Annotated in this window: 17 protein-coding genes and 1 pseudogene; all 18 read left to right on the top strand. The window is 31.3% G+C overall.

The window, feature by feature from the left end; translation table 11 throughout:
- Positions 1-21 precede the first annotated feature (21 nt).
- The 18 genes and pseudogenes from tnpC (at position 22) to E5Z56_RS10765 (ending at position 19,290) form a co-directional block, all read left to right on the top strand.
- A pseudogene (gene tnpC / locus E5Z56_RS10855) lies at positions 22-795 on the top strand (IS66 family transposase).
- Entirely contained in the window at positions 795-1,055 is a 261-nt protein-coding gene (locus tag E5Z56_RS10845) for a transposase domain-containing protein (RefSeq protein WP_138157806.1), read from the top strand. Before tnpC ends, E5Z56_RS10845 begins: the two are co-directional and overlap by 1 nt.
- A 120-nt stretch (positions 1,056-1,175) precedes the next feature.
- Positions 1,176-6,170, top strand: a complete 4,995-nt coding sequence (locus E5Z56_RS10840) for an RHS repeat-associated core domain-containing protein (RefSeq protein ID WP_138157805.1) — start codon at positions 1,176-1,178, stop codon at positions 6,168-6,170.
- Positions 6,171-6,181: 11 nt separating this feature from the next.
- Positions 6,182-6,757: a hypothetical protein gene (locus E5Z56_RS10835; RefSeq protein WP_138157804.1), complete on the top strand. Its 576-nt coding sequence runs from the start codon at positions 6,182-6,184 to the stop codon at positions 6,755-6,757.
- Positions 6,758-6,948: 191 nt separating this feature from the next.
- On the top strand, positions 6,949-7,989 hold the full coding sequence (locus E5Z56_RS10830; protein ID WP_175405482.1) for an RHS repeat-associated core domain-containing protein: 1,041 nt from the start codon (positions 6,949-6,951) through the stop codon (positions 7,987-7,989).
- 17 nt (positions 7,990-8,006) lie between these two features.
- Positions 8,007-8,351 (top strand): DUF5412 family protein, encoded by a 345-nt coding sequence (locus tag E5Z56_RS10825; protein WP_269801948.1) that lies wholly within the window; start codon positions 8,007-8,009, stop codon positions 8,349-8,351.
- 184 nt (positions 8,352-8,535) lie between these two features.
- The gene (locus E5Z56_RS10820) at positions 8,536-9,429 is read left to right on the top strand and encodes an RHS repeat domain-containing protein (protein ID WP_175405480.1); all 894 of its coding nucleotides are present in this window, start codon (positions 8,536-8,538) and stop codon (positions 9,427-9,429) included.
- 375 nt (positions 9,430-9,804) lie between these two features.
- Complete coding sequence (locus E5Z56_RS10815) at positions 9,805-10,329, top strand: RHS repeat-associated core domain-containing protein (RefSeq protein WP_138157800.1); 525 nt, start codon at positions 9,805-9,807, stop codon at positions 10,327-10,329.
- A gap of 119 nt (positions 10,330-10,448) precedes the next feature.
- Positions 10,449-10,787, top strand: coding sequence for a hypothetical protein (locus E5Z56_RS10810; protein WP_138157799.1), 339 nt, complete (start codon positions 10,449-10,451; stop codon positions 10,785-10,787).
- Between the two features lie 10 nt (positions 10,788-10,797).
- A complete protein-coding gene (locus E5Z56_RS10805; RefSeq protein WP_138157798.1) occupies positions 10,798-11,247 on the top strand; it encodes a hypothetical protein in 450 nt (149 codons plus the stop codon).
- Positions 11,248-11,390: 143 nt separating this feature from the next.
- Positions 11,391-12,197, top strand: a complete 807-nt coding sequence (locus E5Z56_RS12260; RefSeq protein ID WP_138158003.1) for an RHS repeat-associated core domain-containing protein — start codon at positions 11,391-11,393, stop codon at positions 12,195-12,197.
- A gap of 6 nt (positions 12,198-12,203) precedes the next feature.
- Positions 12,204-12,710: a hypothetical protein gene (locus E5Z56_RS10795; RefSeq protein WP_138157797.1), complete on the top strand. Its 507-nt coding sequence runs from the start codon at positions 12,204-12,206 to the stop codon at positions 12,708-12,710.
- 181 nt (positions 12,711-12,891) lie between these two features.
- Positions 12,892-13,335: an RHS repeat-associated core domain-containing protein gene (locus E5Z56_RS10790; RefSeq protein ID WP_138157796.1), complete on the top strand. Its 444-nt coding sequence runs from the start codon at positions 12,892-12,894 to the stop codon at positions 13,333-13,335.
- Between the two features lie 306 nt (positions 13,336-13,641).
- The gene (locus tag E5Z56_RS10785; RefSeq protein ID WP_232842446.1) at positions 13,642-14,490 is read left to right on the top strand and encodes a formate/nitrite transporter family protein; all 849 of its coding nucleotides are present in this window, start codon (positions 13,642-13,644) and stop codon (positions 14,488-14,490) included.
- A gap of 182 nt (positions 14,491-14,672) precedes the next feature.
- Positions 14,673-16,169 (top strand): ABC transporter ATP-binding protein, encoded by a 1,497-nt coding sequence (locus E5Z56_RS10780; protein WP_138157795.1) that lies wholly within the window; start codon positions 14,673-14,675, stop codon positions 16,167-16,169.
- 21 nt (positions 16,170-16,190) lie between these two features.
- Entirely contained in the window at positions 16,191-16,982 is a 792-nt protein-coding gene (locus E5Z56_RS10775) for an ABC transporter permease (protein ID WP_138157794.1), read from the top strand.
- On the top strand, positions 16,979-17,776 hold the full coding sequence (locus tag E5Z56_RS10770; RefSeq protein WP_138157793.1) for an ABC transporter permease: 798 nt from the start codon (positions 16,979-16,981) through the stop codon (positions 17,774-17,776). The genes E5Z56_RS10775 and E5Z56_RS10770 overlap by 4 nt, the downstream gene beginning before the upstream one ends.
- A complete protein-coding gene (locus E5Z56_RS10765) occupies positions 17,773-19,290 on the top strand; it encodes an extracellular solute-binding protein (RefSeq protein ID WP_138157792.1) in 1,518 nt (505 codons plus the stop codon). The genes E5Z56_RS10770 and E5Z56_RS10765 overlap by 4 nt, the downstream gene beginning before the upstream one ends.
- Positions 19,291-19,299: the final 9 nt, after the last annotated feature.

The raw sequence follows: 19,299 nt of genomic DNA, 5'->3' as shown, positions 1-19,299 counted from the left end.
CCAGAAGCAGTGGCTCACATTATGACACAGAAGTTTGTGATATACTCACCACTCTATAGACAAGAACAAGACCTGAAAAGGCAAGGTGTTGAATTAACAAGACAGACAATGTCTAACTGGATACTTAAAGCGAGTCAGCTGTGGTTAGAACCAATATATGAGAAGTTAAGAGAGCTTCTCATAAAAGAGGAAGTAATCCATGCAGATGAAACAACACTGCAGGTACTGAAAACCAAAGAGAAGCCTACTCCAAAGAAAGCATATATGTGGCTGTACAGAACGAGTGGATGCTCTGAAAAGAATATCGTACTGTATGATTACAAACCAAACAGAAAGATTGAAAATGCGGAGAACTTTCTTGAAGGTTTTAATGGCTACATACACGCAGATGGTTATCAGGGATATCACAAACTTGGAGATAACTTCACAGTTGTTGGTTGCTGGGCGCATTGCAGAAGAAAATTTGCTGAAGCATTAGAAATGATAAGCAAGGACGAACGAGCAAACTCAACAGCTGGAATTGCTTTAGATTACTGCAATCAGCTATATGCAATAGAAAAGAAATAGCTGATAAAAGCTATGAAGAAATACTAAAGGTGCGACAAGAAAAATCAAAGCCAATTCTTGACGCTTTTTTTGTGCTGGGCTGAAAAGCAAAGCATAGCATTTAAAAGCAAACTTGGTGGTGCGTTTACCTATCTTAAGAATAACGAGAAATATCTCAGAAGATATTTAGAGGACGGCAGATTAGAAATTGACAATAACCGAGCCGAAAGAAGCATTAAGCCTTTGTGATGGGCAGAAAGAATTTCCTGTTTGCCAATACTGAGTCAGGAGCTACTGGCAGTGCTGTTATGTACAGCATAATCGAAACAGCCAAAGAGAACAATCTGAATCCGTTTAGATATCTGACCTATATCTTCAAAAGTTCCCTAATATTAAGGAAAATGAAACGGCTGATATTCTACTGCCTTGGAATGCACCAGAGGAGTGCAAAGTTAAAATTTGATACATATGGAAATCCCTGCGAGAACAAACTCGCAGGGATTTTTTAGGATGATTTGACGGTTACGTATAGTGCACTTATTAAAAGTAAAAATATTGATAGTAATTTAATAAACAAGAATATTGTTAGTGCCAAAGTGTCTATATATCCTTTTAAAGAAACGACAGATATGGAAATTGAAGCGTATACCATTAAGTCAGATTGGTCGAATAGTAGTGCTACATACAATAATGTTACTTACGATTCAAGTCAAATTATAGATTATGCTACTACTAAAAACGGTAACACTAATCCTGTTACTTTCGATATTACTAAGGCGTATAAACGATGGGTTGATGGTTCACTAAAAAATAACGGTATTTATCTTAAGAGTAATAGTAGTGTAACTGACTTTGGTGGTTACTGTTGTTATTTTAATGATAAGTTACCTCAATTTCAGATAATATATAAAGATTATACAGGTTCTGAAAATAATTTGTCATCTCATACAGTTACTTGTGGTCAAAAAGCCGATGCTTCAATTTGTGACTATACAGGTGGTCTAATCTTCAAACAAAGTTTGTATGAAGAAAAAGGCGAACGAATGCCTTATAGCATTTATCAGACATATCATAGTGCAAGAAAAGATGTTTTAGGTCTTGCCGGATATGGTCATCGTATGTCTTTTGAAAAATCAGTTAAAAAAATAGATGGATATTATGTATATACTGATTCTGATGCAGTTGACCATTATTTTAAAATTGTTGATGGTGAAACTGAACTAAATGATGAAGATGATTTAGGTTATACATTAAAAGTACAGAATAACAAACTTACTATTGAAAGTGATAGAGTCGAAGTATATGATATTCCAAATAACAATAATGCATCATATATCAAGTCAGAAACTGACCCTGATAATAGTAAAAACAATATTACATATACATATGATTCTGCCGGTTATCTTTCAGAGATAACAAGTACATTGCATAAATATCATGTTTACTACAATGTAGTAACTGATAGTGATGGTTCTACAAGAAGATGTTATTCAAAGATTACTGTAGATTCTGATGATGCAGCATATTTCATCTATTATTCCGGTTGTACTTTACCATACGGTATTAAGTTTATTGATAATAAATGGACAACATTTGAATATAGTAACAATTACCTAAGTGTTGTAAAATATCACTTTAATGATGATATAAATTCTGAAAACGGTATGAAAATGCAGTTTACATATTCAAATGGCAAGGTAACAAAAGCTGCTGAATATGGCTACAATACCTCAACAGGTATTTATGAAGAAGGTAACTACCTAAAGATGGTTTACGGTACACATGAAAGTAGTAATGATAAATATAATAAAGGTTATAATACAACTACTTTCATTGATAGAAACGGTAGAAGCGAAACATATACATTTGATGAATATGGTAATACAATAACTAAATTAAATGAGTATGGCTATATAGAAGAAGGTGAAGGTGGTTCCGGACTATCAGCAATGGGTGGTTCAGATTCATATACACGAAACTATATTGATGAATCCAGTTACTTTGATAGTTTAGGTAGCAATCATTATTATAAAAAGTCTAATGAAAGTATTAAAACAGAAAATAGTTCCGGTGGTACTGCATCAGTAGATACAGGAATTTATTATTTTGGTGGTAACTCACTAAAAATCACACATAATGCTGATTCAACAAACCAGTTCTATACTTCTATTAATCATGATATGAATATAAGTGATTATAACCTTTCAGCTGGTGACACAGTCACATTATCAGGCTATGTGTATATTAATGAAGCTCTAAAAGAAGGTACTCGTGATGGTCAAAAGGGTGCAATGCTAAAATTAAAAACATTTGACCCATCAGGTTCAGTAATTAGTGATGATAATAGTGTTGCTTTATTAGAAACAACGACTGCATCAAAGTGGCAAAGAATCAGTTTAACTGTTACATTACCTAAGAATACTTCAAAGATTAGATTTTATTGTGCATTGAGAAATGCAAGTGGTTCAGTATGGTTTGATTGTTTGCAACTAGAAAAAGGTAAAGTTATGAATGACTATAATGCTCTTTCATACAGTGATTTCAGTGCAAATAATTGGAGCAGTGAACAAAATAAATGGTATAATCAAAGTGGAGATATTGTAACTGAGAATACAATCAAAGGTAGTGGTGGAGAACCTGCACCAACTGTTGATACAACAGTTGAAGAAACCACTGATTCTACAGCACAAACTTATACTTCTATTGAAACTGAAACAGAACCATACGGTAACATTGAAAAAACTGATGGTAACAAAAAGACTTATCAACAAGGTTTTGTAACAAGAAAGTACAATAGAACTTATGAAGTTACAAATGAAAATGAAACTGATGATAATGATACTACTGATGACAATACTGAGAGTGATAATAATTCACTAAAAGATAAGCATGTTTATCAATCTGTAAATGTTAATAGAGCTAATGTTGTATTCAACATTTCAGGTACTGCAAAAGCAAACTCAGTTCCGTTAACAACAGATAACAGAACTTTTGGTATAGCATTAAAAATTAATTATGCTGATAATACAACTGAAGACCATTATCAAGAGTATAATGCTTATACTTCAGCAGAACAGTCTGTTACCTTATCAGTAACACCGGAAGAAGCAAATAAAATTATAAAAACAGTTGACTTCGCTTTCGTTTATGGTTACAATAAGAATATAATGGAAGTTAAGAATGCAATGCTTAACTTTGCAGAAAATTTGGTTTTTGAGAAAAAAGATGGTAACTCAGATGATAGCACAAATAATTCAGCTGAACCTGTTGATGAAAGTGTAGTATCTGAAACCCTAGACACATCAAAAGATTATATGGAAAATTCTGTAGAATATGATTCAACAGAAAACTATATAACTAAAGAAACTGATGATGCAGGGAATACAACTGAGTATTCATATGATAAGAATGGAAATCAAACCTCTGTAAAAGATGGCAAAGGCAATGTTACTTCCTATGGTTATGATATTCAGGGTAATACTACTTCTATTTCAAATGGCAATTCATCAAATACCTATATTTACAATAATCAAAACCAGCTTTCTTCTATAAAGCATAATAGCTTTGCTTATAACTTTAACTACACAATTTATAATAAATTGTTAGAAGTAAAAGTTGGAAATAAGAGTATTGTAAAATATAACTATAATAGTAATAACGGTAACTTAGAATCAATAAGTTATGGTAACGGTGGTTTTTACAGATATCATTATGACCGTTATGATAGAATTATTTTAGTTACAGGTGCAGGATATGATGTTGTTTCATATGAATACAACAAGAAAGGTCTTGTAACCAGAGAACATGATTATTGGTTAAACCAAACTATTAATTACTATTATGATTGTAATGGTAATCTTGTATCAAAAACTTCAGAAACAGTTGATGAATATGGTACAGTAAAACTTGTTCAAAATATTTCGTTAGACTCTAACGGTAATACTATTGAACAAACAAATATAAATAATAGATACAAGACTATTAAGCGTGGTACAGATGATAACTATGATGAATTTGTAGAATATATCAGTGGTGATGAAAACAGTCCACGAAAAGTAAAGGTAACAAGTAATAACGATGACTTTGGCAGACTAAGTAGCATAACCACAAATCATAGCGGAAATGAGCTATTTAAGTCAAAGTATAAGTATGCTACCAAGGATCATAAAACAACAAATAATGTGTCAACTGTTGCTTATTCATATGGTAGCTTAAATAATGCAATAAATTATGATTATAAATATGATGAAAATGGCAATATAACTGCCTATTATGAAAATGATTCATCATCACATAATCAGTATAGCTACAAATACGATAATCTAAATCAGATTACACAGATAACCGACAATTTCAGCAAAGAAATAACAAATGTTACTTACGATAACGCAGGTAACATAAAAGAGGTAATGGTCTACAATTTAACAACCAATGCATTGAAGAAAACAAATACATATGGTTACGATACAACGTGGAAAGATAAACTAACATCATATAACGGAGAAACAATAACATATGATGGAATAGGCAATCCACTAAAGTATCGTAACGGAATGACAATGCAGTGGAAAAACGGAAGACAACTTTCCCAAGTAAAAACTTCCAAAGATACAATAACATACAAGTATAATATCAAAGGCTTAAGAACTCGTAAGGATAATTCTGATTACACTTATTACTATTATTATGATGATAATAACAATTTAATAGCAATGATGCAGGGTGGAGTTGTAGCATATTTCTACTATGATAGCAACAACTCTGTAACAGCAATGTCCCTCAATGACACAATGTATTATTACATAAAGAATTTGCAGGGCGACATTACAAAGATTGTAAACGAAAGTGGTAATGTATTAGTAGAATACACTTACGATGCCTGGGGTAAAATTCTGAACGAAACAAGCTCAGGAAACGGAACTTATGCCCATGTCAAAGACTTTAACCCATTCCGCTATCGTGGTTATGTGTATGATACAGATACAGGTCTGTATTATCTCCAAAGTAGATACTATGACCCAAAAACCGGTAGATTTATCAATGCCGATGATACAGCATATGTAGATACAAATTCCGGCACTCCTCTAAGCACAAATATGTTCGCTTATTGTGAGAATAATTTTATTAATAATGTTGATAAAACAGGGTATTTCTTTTTAGTAGATGATTTGGCTTATTTATTTGTTGGTGCGTTAGTGATAACTGTTGCAGCGGTATTTCTTAGTAGTCCTGCTGTTCGGGATGCTTTAAATAATGTTGTTAGAGTTTGTGGAGCAAAAATTAAAGAGGCTTGTGAATCATTGTCGGATACTATTGCTAATTCCATTGATAGAGCTAAAACGAAACCTAAATCTCAAAAAAAAGAAAAGCATCACATTGTTGCTAAAAAAGCTGCTCGTGCATTTAATTCTCGAAAACTTTTACAAAAGGCAAACATAGGAATTAATTCAACTTATAACTTAGTTTATGTGAAATATAGACTTCACAGATGTATGCATACAAGGGTATATCACGATAAAGTATATAGGTTATTAAGTAAAGGTAAAGGTGAACGAAAGAAGACAATAGCAATTCTTAAATATATTAAAGAATTGTTGCTAGCAGCAAATAAACAAATTCCTTAGGAGTGATATTAATGTTAAAACAATATTTGTATAAAGAGATTTTAAACCATATTAATGAAATAGCAGAAGATGATGTATATGCTATTTCTATTTTAGTTGAATGTAATAATTGCTACAAAGGATTTGAGAATTTTCCTAGTATTGTTATGTTATATAATACAGAAAAGGATTGTGATAATGCTCCTGAATGTAGTGAGGAAAGATGGAATATTGCTGAATGGGACAATAGTGAGGAGTTTTTTTTAGCTGATGAAGATGAATGTGTTGATGGTACAGAGGTTTTGTATCAATGGTTTGTTTCTCAAGGAATTAGTGAAATTAGAGAAGATGAAAGTTCTATGTACGATGATGATATGAATTATATTGGTAAAGGACCAACTGGGTATTACGACCTTTGTTGTGAAATTGCAGGGGTTGTCAATCAAATACAGAATGAAGACATAATGAGGGATAGGTTTAAAAACATTCCTATACTTATTGTGGATTATGACTATTCTTGGTATATAGTTGATTTTGTTAAAATTGCTAATACTAATGGTCAAGCAGAAAAATTCTTTGAATATTATAAAAATGAGTTTAATGATTAACTATTGTTACTTATGATAACGCAGGTAACATAAAAAAGGTACAAGTCTATAACAGCTCAATCAATGCGTTAAAGAAAACAAATACATACGGATATGATACAACATGGAAAGATAAACTAACATCATATAACGGAGAAACAATAACATATGATGGAATAGGCAATCCACTAAAGTATCGTAACGGAATGACAATGCAGTGGAAAAACGGAAGACAACTTTCCCAAGTAAAAACTTTCAAAGATACAATAACATACAAGTACAATATTAAAGGCTTAAGAACTCGTAAGGATAATTCTGATTACACTTATTACTATTATTATGATGATAATAACAATTTAATAGCAATGATGCAGGGTGGAGTAGTAGCATATTTCTACTATGATAGCAACAACTCTGTAACAGCAATGTCCCTCAATGACACAATGTATTATTACATAAAGAATTTGCAGGGCGACATTACAAAGATTGTAAACGAAAGTGGTAATGTATTAGTAGAATACACTTACGATGCCTGGGGTAAAATTCTGAACGAAACAAGCTCAGGAAACGGTACTTATGCCCATGTCAAAGACTTTAACCCATTCCGCTATCGTGGTTATGTGTATGATACAGATACAGGTCTGTATTATCTCCAAAGTAGATACTATGACCCAAAAACCGGTAGATTTATTAATGCTGATGATACAGCATATGTAGATACAAATTCCGGTACTCCTCTAAGCACAAATATGTTCGCTTATTGTGAAAATAATGCTGTTAATGGTGTAGATTACAATGGGTATAGAGCGATTAATATTTCGTATAAATTACTTGGTCTGATGATGTCGAATGCAGGTTATTTATATAGATATGCTTGTCGTCAAGGAAAGCGTGGCTATTTAGGAAAAATAAATATTCTTCATAAGTTTTATAAGTTAGTAAAAACAGGTGGAAAATGGGATTTAAAAAACAAATCTGCTTGGAAATTAAAAAGTAAAAAAGATTATTATATATTTTTTAAAGACAAATTAACTGCCGAAGATGTGGGGAATGTTCACTTTGGATTTGTAGGTTCTGTACTATTTTCAAGTGTTACTCTATGTACAGGAGCTGGGATATACCAGATTATCTCTGGAACATCTGATTGGAAATATTGGAAGTCTTTTTTTGACGATCCACGTGATACACAGTGTATATTAATTGGTCATTCGTACTGGAGTCATTATTATCGTAAACACAGATTCCAATGGTAATTGGAGAGGAGTAAACTATGAAACTAAAATGTTCTATATTTTTTATTTTACCAATTATATTGATTTTATTTTTTAGTAGATGTGGAATGGATAATTTACCTAAGGGTGATTTTCTTGAATCCAGCGTTTCACCAAATAAAAATTATACAGTTAATGCTTACTTATTTGGTGGTAATGCAACAACAGATTATGCCATTAGATGTGAAGTAGTGTATAATTCATCAGGCAAAACTAGAAATATCTATTGGAATTATCATGAAGATACTGTAGATATGAAATGGATTGACGAAAATACTATTGATATAAATAACCATCGTATCAATGTAATTGACGAAAGTTATGATTTTAGAGATGATTTATAACTTACTTGATTTATGCTGAATATTTTTAGTATTACAAATCTATAACAGTTCAACCAATGCGTTAAAGAAAACAAATACATATGGTTACGATACAACATGGAAAGATAAACTAACATCATATAACGGAGAAACAATAACATATGATGGAATAGGCAATCCACTAAAGTATCGTAACGGAATGACAATGCAGTGGAAGAACGGAAGACAACTTTCTCAAGTAAAAACTTCCAAAGATACAATAACATACAAGTACAATATCAAAGGCTTAAGAACTCGTAAGGATAATTCTGATTACACTTATTACTATTACTATGATGATAATAACAATTTAATAGCAATGATGCAGGGTGGAGTAGTAGCATATTTCTACTATGATAGCAACAACTCTGTAACAGCAATGTCCCTCAATGACACAATGTATTATTACATAAAGAATTTGCAGGGCGACATTAAAAAGATTGTAAACGAAAGTGGTAATGTATTAGTAGAATACACTTACGATGCCTGGGGTAAAATTCTGAACGAAACAAGCTCAGGAAACGGAACTTATGCCCATGTCAAAGACTTTAACCCATTCCGCTATCGTGGTTATGTGTATGATACAGATACAGGTCTGTATTATCTCCAAAGTAGATACTATGACCCAAAAACCGGTAGATTTATCAATGCTGATGATACAAATATGTTAATGTTAGCTCCTTTTAGTGTTAGTGTATTAGATACTAACTTGATGACATATAGTCGTAATAATCCAATAAATATTTTTGACCCTACAGGATATTCATCTAGATGGGTACATTTAGCTAAGGCTATATATAAAATCGGAAAGGGTTTGGCGGCAATTGTTTCTGCAATTGCTAAAGGTTTTGTTAGATCTGCTCTTGGATCGTTTACTGCTTGGGCACTTGGGCTTATCATTGGAAAAGCAATATTCTATTTTTCTTTTGGACAATGGTGGGGAGTTGTAATAAATGTTGCAATGATAGTTACACTAGCACTTCGAGTGAAAAGCATACTTTTTGACTTACCTAGTGGGTTGTGGCATTTGAAACAATTCTTCCATCATACTCACAAATAGAAAGGGCTTTTTATGTTTGATATGATTGATATAGTGGTTTTAATTTTATTAGGCATATTAACTGTACCATTAATGTTGGATTTCTTATCTAAATTTAAAATAAGAAATGAATTGCTGAAAACTATTTTATGTCTTTTATGGGTAATTTTAATGTTATTTTTTGAAATTGAGGATTTGATTACTTTTTTTGTATAAGATACAAGATTGTTACTTATTGTTACCGTATTAATTCATTAATAACAAGTGAAAATTGCGTGATGATTATTTAGAAACTTAGTGCAAAACTATTAAAATAATAGTCTAATTGTCCAGTAGTAACAATCAAAACAAATCTCCCTTACTCATTAAAAATTGAGTAGGGGAGATTTTGGAAAAATGTTCTACTATGTAAAAAATTTGCAAGGTGACATAGTAAAAATCCTTGACGAAGATGGAAATGAAAAAGCTAGTTATGTATATAACGCATGGGGTAATATTCTGTCACAGTCAGAAGATGAACTATCTTCAATTAATCCACTTCGTTATCGTGGTTATGTATATGATGAAGATACTGCAATGTACTATCTTCAAACTAGATATTATGACCCAACTACTGGTAGATTTATAAATGCTGATAATACTGCTTTTATCAGTTCTTCAGGTACTGCAATAGGTGATAATATTTATACATATTGCGAAAATGATCCTGTAAACAATGTAGATTATACTGGACAATGGTATCATAATCTGAGTTCTTATTACAATGCTCATAAGAAAATGTATGAGGGCTATCCTGATGCATGGCAAGCATTTTGTACAAGATATAATAAACTTAAAAAAAGATATAAAGACAATCGGTCTGCTCTAGGTAGATTTAGTGGGTATATCTATGGACAAAAAACAAGAAAGTTAAAAATTTAAAATACGGATCTAATAATGCTACGGTTGCAAGTGTAGGTTGTGAACTTATTGCGATCTATAACACTTTAAAGCGTTTAGGAAAATTTCAGTATTTCTATCAAGTTATGCTTGAGGCTGAAATGAATGATATGGATATGCTTGGTGGGCTTTGGGGTACAAACTCGTTAAGTATTGCAGGATATTTTGATTTTCATAAGATAAAAAGAGACATGTACCAAGGAGAGTCAACTTTTGATCGTTTTATAAAGTCAATTAAAAAAGCAAAAATTGCTATTATTTCACTTTGGAACGATCATTTTTATAATGGTATTCATACTTATTGCATTGAGTATGATAAAAAATCCAAAAAGTACAATGCATATAACAAAGATGTTTATAGTACTGATAAAACTCCAATCAATATTAAGTCTTTTGCTAAAAAACAAAAAAGCAATTTTATAATTGGTTTTACATTTTGACGAGGTAAATATGAAGCATTTAAAAACATCAACTAAAGTTATTATCTTTGGCTCTGCTTTTTTAATTTTATTAACAGTATTTTTTAGTTTTTTAAATTATAATATGCATACATATTTAGATAGTGATGAAGAATATAAACAAAATTGGTATTGTAAGGAATATAATTTTTCATTTTCAAGTTACGGCAAAAATTTTCCTGAAGCTAGTGGAGATCAATGTAAAAATGCAACTATTAACAATCATAAGGTAGATGTTATGGTTGAGTACGATTGCTTTTATATAGGAAAATATTATACAGTCACAGAAAATGGTGAAAAATATACTGATTTTAAAAGTTATGCTTCTGCATCTTCTTATGATTACTCATGGGGAAAACTAACTGTTAAAATAGATAAAGTTGAGAATAAGAAATACAACTACCTCAAGGGGAAAACCTTGATTTTTAAGAAAAACAAATAGAACTATTTAAATGATTCTATTCATTAAAAAAATCTTTAATGTAAGATAATAGTAATAATTATCTAATTGCTGATATTATGATTCCGAGAACAGTCCGGTGGCAATATCTTATAACGGTAAGATGTTATACTATGTAAGGTGATATAGTAAAGATTCTTGATGAAGACGGTATTAGCTATGCAAGTTATGTATATGATTCTTGGGGTAATATTCTTGAAGAGAAAGGCGAGCCAATATTAAGGAGATTAAATCCACTTCGTTATCGTGGTTATGTTTATGATGAAGATACCACTCTTTATTATCTTCAAACTAGATATTATGACCCGTTTACAGGTAGATTTATAAATGCTGATGATACTGCATATGTAGATACAAATTCCGGTACTCCATTAAGCACAAATATGTTTGCTTATTGTGAGAATAATTGTTTAAACAATTATGATTATGATGGACGATTACTAAAAGAGGAAAAAGATGCAGGGAGAGCATTTTGGAAGAATAATGTTGCACATTACTTAAAGTTGTACGGATGGGAGTTTTCTGCGAAATTTCTGTTACACAGTTTGAAGGATAAACCTTCATCACTATTGTATTCATCACACGATAAAATTACGAAAATAATCAAAAAAACAAATGAGTATAAAGGTTTTATTAGATCAATACGGAAAAAATATAAGAATAAGTGGGTCGTAAACAAAAAAAGTAAAATTACATTCAAATCTGGAGACCTTTTCGGCGCATTGCACCATGTAGAAGCAACTGTTAACGAGATTTGGATAAATGGTAGTAGATATTTTCAAACTGTATTGAAAGATACGTATGACTTTAAACTTGAGAATTATTCGGGTAATTGGCCGATAAAGATTGGAAATAATATGGCATTTTCTGACCAGAATTTAGGTATAATTGTACCCTATAAAATATTTATTGTTATCAATACGAGAAGGTGATATGAGGTGTCCAAAAAAGTATTTTTTATATCAATTATTATTGTTAGTGTGATGGTTTTAATTTGTAGTTTTCCTTATAAGGAAACTGGATATTCCTTTATAAAAAAAGTAAATAAAGTGCTTGATGTAAAAGTAAATGCTGACAATATTAAATATTTTTCGGATGATGTTGGAGGATTTCATGGTGACGGGGATACTGTTGAAATAATTGAACTAAATAGAGAAGATAATAAGTTGTTTAATAGTACAATAGATAGCAGGTGGTCTTATTTAGAACAAAATAGTGAAATATACAATTTTTTATGGGATTCCGAAACTGATATTGACATGAATCCAATTGGTGGTAGACTAGATGGTAAAATAATACCTAATCAAGATTTAAGATTTATACTTTATGATATTGGAACATCTAGAATTAATGAAGACATTAAGATTAATGAATTAATGGATTTTTATTTTATTGGGTATTCATATAAAGAAAATATGGTCTATATACAAAGGTCTAATATTTAGTGTTGATTTATACATCAAAAAACAACTGCCACAGTATTGGCGTAAAGTTGGGAAGTAACCCTATAGTTCCGTGATACTATAAATTACATTCAAGTATAATGCAGATGGTCTGAGAACTCGCAAGGATGATTCCAACTACACTACATATTACTACTATGATGATAACAACAACCTGATTGCAATGATGCAGGGTGGAGTAGTAGCATATTTCTACTATGATAGCAACAACTCTGTAACGGCAATGTCAATAAATGACTCAATGTATTATTATGTAAAGAATCTACAGGGTGATATTACAAAGATTGTAAATGAAAGTGGTAATGTATTAGTAGAATACACTTACGATGCCTGGGGTAAAATTCTGAACGAAACAAGCTCAGGAAACGGAACTTATGCCCATGTCAAAGACTTTAACCCATTCCGCTATCGTGGTTATGTGTATGATACAGATACAGGTTTGTACTATCTCCAAAGTAGATACTATGACTCAAAAACCGGTAGATTTATTAATGCTGATGATACAGCATATGTAGATACAAACTCCGGCACTCCTCTAAGCACAAATATGTTTGCTTATTGTGAGAATAATCAAATAAATGATAATGATGTAATGTATATCAATTAATAAACATATCATTTCATTCTCCCTTACTCATTTTGATTTTACAAGCAACTTGCCATACTGAAATTTTTATTTATTCCGATAATTACAAAGAAATTATATCTAAAATTGAAACAATTGTTGGTAGTGAAAGTGAACTTAATATTAAATATTTAGAATTTGATTGATTATCACATAATTTTTATAGAAATTCTCTATATCAATATTGACTATATGTTATGATTATTTTTTATAATGTACTTTACTTGTTAAATAGGTGTATATATGATAAAATAATTCTTGATGTCAATTTGAAATGGGGGAGAAACTTTGGGAAGAACTTCAAATATGTTAGCTGAAATGGCTGATATTAATATTAATGCCGGAGTTAAAAAGTCAAATTTACCACTACTAAAAATGTTTATTTTGGGTATGATGGCAGGTGCATTTATTGCATTTGGTGGTGCAGCAAGTAATGTTGTTGTTCATGGTATTGATAATACCGGTGTTGCAAAAATGTTAGCCGGTGTGATTTTCCCTGTAGGTCTTATGCTTGTTGTGTTTACCGGTAGCGAACTTTTTACCGGTAACTGTTTGATGATAATGGGTGCACTTGATAAGAAGATTAAAGTATCTAAGATGATTCGTAATCTTGTTGTTGTGTATTTCTCTAATTTACTTGGTGCGCTTATAATGGATTTTTTGATTTTCTATTCAGGTCAGTTTGACCTATCAAGTGGTGGCCTAGGTGCTTATACAATTAAGGTTGCAATTGGCAAGACTTCACTTGCTCCGTCTACTGCTTTTGTTAGTGGTATTTTGTGTAACATTCTTGTTTGTTTGGCAATCCTAATGTCCAGTGTTGCTAAGGAAGTAATTAGCAAAATTTTTGCAGTATTTTTCCCAATTTGTTTATTTGTTGTTTGTGGATTTGAACACTGTGTTGCTAATATGTTCTATTTACCTTCAGGTATTTTAGCAACAACTAACCCACAGTATGTTGCAAAGGCTAAAGAGCTATTTGGTATTACTGCTCAGCAGTGTGAAAATTTAAAGCACTTTGCAGGTACAGACCAATTAATCTATGTTACTTTAGGTAATATTGTTGGTGGTATGCTACTTGTTGGTGCAGTATTCTATTTCGTACATATTAGAAATTGGGATAAGAAAAATTCCTGATTTCTTGTCATATATTGTCCTTTTAGCACAGAGTATTCTCTGTACTTTTATTTTTATATTAAATTTACATTAATAATCCTTTATATTCATTGACTATATGTGAAAATTTGTGTATAATTTTAAATGTAAACAGAGGAGTTTTCCTCTGTTTTTTTAGACGGGTAATAAATAAGGAGGTTGTTATGTCTAAGGTATCTAATTCAATGAATATTATTGAACTTAAAAATGTTGGAAAATCTTTTGATGATGTTGTGGTTGTTGAGGATTTTAATTTGGAAGTTAAGAAAGGTGAGTTTGTAACCTTTCTTGGACCATCAGGTTGTGGTAAAACAACTACACTAAGAATGATTGCAGGTTTTGAAATTCCTACTGAGGGTCAGATCACTTTAAAAGGTGAGGACATAAGTAATCTTCCTCCATATGAAAGACCTATCAATACTGTGTTTCAGAGATATGCACTTTTCCCACATCTTAATATATATGATAACATTGCTTTTGGCTTAAAGCTAAAAACTAATGAAGTTACTTACAAGAAAGATAATGGCAAGATTATCACTCGTAAAGAAAAGCTTTCTAAGAAGGAAATTGATAAAAAGGTTAAGAGAGCCTTAGAGATAGTTGACCTTGAGGGTTTTGAAAAGCGTTCTGTAGATACTTTGTCTGGTGGTCAGCAACAGAGAATTGCTATTGCAAGAGCTATTGTAAATGAACCTCAGATTCTTTTACTTGATGAACCTTTAGGTGCATTGGACCTTAAGATGCGTAAAGAAATGCAGATTGAATTAAAGGCAATGCATGAAAGACTTGGAATTACTTTTATATATGTAACTCATGACCAAGAAGAGGCACTTACAATGTCTGATAAAATTGTTGTTATGTCGGATGGTGTAATTCAGCAGATTGGTACACCGGAAGAAATTTATAACGAACCAAAGAATGCATTTGTAGCTGACTTTATCGGTGAAAGTAATATTTTCAATGGTAAAGTTACCGATAAGTTACAAGTACAGTTTTGTGACCATACATTTACTTGTGTTGATGACTTCCATATTGGAACTAAGGTTGAGGTAGTTGTTAGACCTGAAGATATTGTAATGAAACCTAAGGGTGAGGGTATGATGGATGTTGTAGTTGACTCTGTTGTATTTAAAGGTGTTCATTATGAAATTACAGTTCTTTCAGGTGATAATGAAATTGTTATCCATTCAATTTACAATGCAGTTGTAGGTGACACAATTTCTATTGATATTGATCCTGATAGTATTCATTTGATTGAAAATAACCTTACTACTAATGACTTTGAGGGTGTTATCACAAAGCACAATACAGTTGAATTTGCTGATGGTGAATTTGAATGTGACCTTACTCAGCTTTATCCAAATTCCAAGTATGTTGATGATGTGCTTGTTGATGAAATGGGTAATGAAATTGATGTAGTAGGCAAAGAAGTTTCAGTTTCTATCCCTGTATTTGGTTCAATTGAAATGAGTGATGATGCTGATAAGGGTGGTACTACCGGTAATATTATTTCACTTATTTATAAAGGTGACCACTATCAGTATATTGTTAGAACAGAAAACGAATATGACTTCATATTTGATGATGAAGACTTGTGGAATGAAAATGACTTTGTCAGTCTGATTATTCCTAAAGAAAATATTACATTGAAATTAAAGTAATCATCATTTGGAGGTTGAAAAATGTTTAAGTTTTCTCGTAAACAACTCTGTATTCCATACGGATTGTTTCTTGTTTTGTTTGTTATTGCACCTTTGCTTGTAATTATTTATTATGCTTTAACTAATGGTGAGGGTCAGTTTACACTTTCTAATTTTACAGATTTCTTTACTGACAGTAACACTATAGGTACTTTACTTTATAGTATGTTTACTGCTTTAGTTACTACAGCAGTATGTTTATTAATTGCTTATCCTGTAGCACTTATACTTGCCAATTCTAAGTTAAAAAGGAAATCAGTTCTTTTGATGCTTTTTATTATGCCTATGTGGATTAACTTCACATTAAGAATTACAGCATTAAAAGAAATTTTAACTGCAATAGAGGGTAACCTAGCTTTCCATCCATTTTTAAATACTATAATCGGTATGACATATGACTTCTTACCTTTTATGATTTTACCTTTATATACAACAATTGAAAAGATAGATAAGAAACTCCTTGAGGCATCTAATGACCTAGGTGCTAACAATAGAATTACTTTCTTAAAGGTAACATTACCACTTTCAATGCCGGGTATTATCAGTGGTGTTACTATGGTATTCTTACCTGTAATGACAAACTATGTTGTACTTGATATGCTGTACAATAGCACATATATTATGGGTAGTTTAATCGGTAGTTACTTTAACGCCTATGATTGGCACAATGGTTCAATGATTTCTATTGTACTTCTTGTTATTATCTTTATTGTGACTATATTTACCAACAGACTTGGTGATGGTGTTGGAGAAAGCAGAGGTGCTTCTCTATGATAAAAAAGATACTTTCAGCTAGTTGGGTATTCCTTGTACTGTTAGCAATATACTTGCCGATTATTATTTTGGCAGTTTATAGCTTTACAGATTCTACAACAATCGGTGCTATTAGAGGTTTTTCACTTCATAACTATGAAACCTTGTTTACTACAAAAGAACTGTTAGAAATGATTGTAGATACATTAGTACTTGCATTAGTTGTTGCTATACTTGCAGTTGTATTAGGCACTAGTGGTGCAATCGGTGCGTTTTATTCCAAAAGATTACCAAAAGCATTTATCAGAAATGCTAACCAAATTCCTGTTGTTAATGCAGATGTAGTTACAGGTTTTTCAATTTGTATTTTGCTAATTGTTGCTTTTGGTATTGATAAAAGCACATATATTCCACTTGTTATAGGTCAAGTAACTTTATGTGCACCATTTGTATATCTTTCTGTTGTACCTAAACTTATGCAAATGGACAATAACCTTTATGAAGCAGCTCTAGACTTAGGAGCAACACCATCAAAGGCATTATTTAAGGTTGTAATTCCTCAGATTATGCCGGGTATAGTTTCAGGATTTATGCTTTCAATTACACTTTCACTGGATGATTATTTTGTTACAACATACACAAAACCTGCTACTTTTAATACAATCAGTACCTATGTAGTAAATGCTACAAAAGGTGCTCAAACAAATATTAAAACCGCTTTGTGGGCATTATCTACTATTATTCTTGCAATAGTTATTTCAATTGTTTTGATTAATTATTTCAGAACAAATAAAAAGGTAGGTGAAAGTAGATGAAAAAATTAATTTCTATTTTAGTTGTGCTATTAATAACTGCATCTATTTTCATTTTGCCTATGTCAGTATCTGCAAAAGATAATGATGTTATTACCCTTAGAATTTCAAATTGCGAAGAATATATTGATGAGGGTAATTGGGACAAAGATGATACCATTGACCTTGATAGTGGTGATATAATCGGTAAAAATTCTATGATTACTGATTTTGAAAATTGGTATTACAAAACCTATGGTAAAAAGGTTAAAGTAGAATATTCAACTTACGGTACAAATGAGGATTTATATAACCAAATTACTCTAGGTGATAATTTTGATTTAGTTTGTCCTTCTGATTATATGGGTATGAAAATGATTGATGAAGATATGTTAGTACCTTTGTCAAAGGAATTTTTCGATACAAGTAATAAGTACAATTATTATGCAAAAGGTGTTTCTCCATATATCAAAAACTTAATGGATACAACTAAGATTGATAACAAAAAGTGGAGTGATTATTCAGCCGGTTATATGTGGGGTACAATGGGCTTTGTATATAACCCTAAAGTTGTATCAACAGAAGATGCTTCAACATGGAAGATACTTGAAAATAAAAAGTATAGCCGACAAATCACTATTAAAGATAGTGTTAGAGATAGTTATTTTGCAGTTTTAGGTCTTATAAATTCAGACAAAATGTCAACAAGTGAATTTAAGAATTCTAAAAACTATAATGAACGAATCACTAAATTAATGAATGATACTTCTCAATCAACAGTTGATAAAGCTGAGGAAAGATTGCAAGGTATCAAGGATAATGTTTATTCATTTGAAACTGATAGTGGTAAATCCGATATGGTGTCAGGTAAAGTAGTTGCTAATTTCCAATGGTCAGGAGATGCAGTATATAGCCTTGACCAAGCTGAAGAAGACAATTGTTACCTTGAATATGCAGTACCTAAGGAATGTTCAAATCTATGGTGTGACGGTTGGGTAATGCTAAAGCAAGGTATTAACGGTGATAAAGAAAAGCAACAAGTTGCTGAGTCATTTATTAACTTTGTATCAAGACCTGATAATGTTATTCGTAATATGTACTATATCGGTTATACTAGTTGTATTTCAGGTGGAAATGACAATAGAATTTTTGAATATCTTAATTGGAACTACGGTGCAGAAGATGATGAAGATTCAGTTGATTATCCTGTAGGTTTCTTCTTTACAGGTAATTCCGATGATAAAAATTATATTTTAAAGACAACAAAAGACCAAACAAAAAGACAACTGTTTGCTCAATATCCGACAGAAGATATTTTGAACCGTTGTGCAGTAATGATGTTCTTTAACAGTGATGAAAATAAGAGAATGAACCAAATGTGGATTAATGTAAGGTGCTTTAATCTAAATTCAATTCCGTCATATGTTTGGTATATTGTTGTTGCAGTAATTATTATAGTTGTAATACTAATAGTTATTTATACTAAAGGTCATACTTTCAGAAATAAGAAAATGCAGAAAAAGTATAAAAAGATATAATAATTCTAT

Source organism: Ruminococcus bovis (assembly GCF_005601135.1).
Taxonomy (GTDB): Bacteria; Bacillota; Clostridia; order Oscillospirales; family Acutalibacteraceae; genus Ruminococcoides; species Ruminococcoides bovis.
Note: the sequence above shows the minus strand (reverse complement) of the source record. Positions and strands in the feature narration are given on the sequence as shown.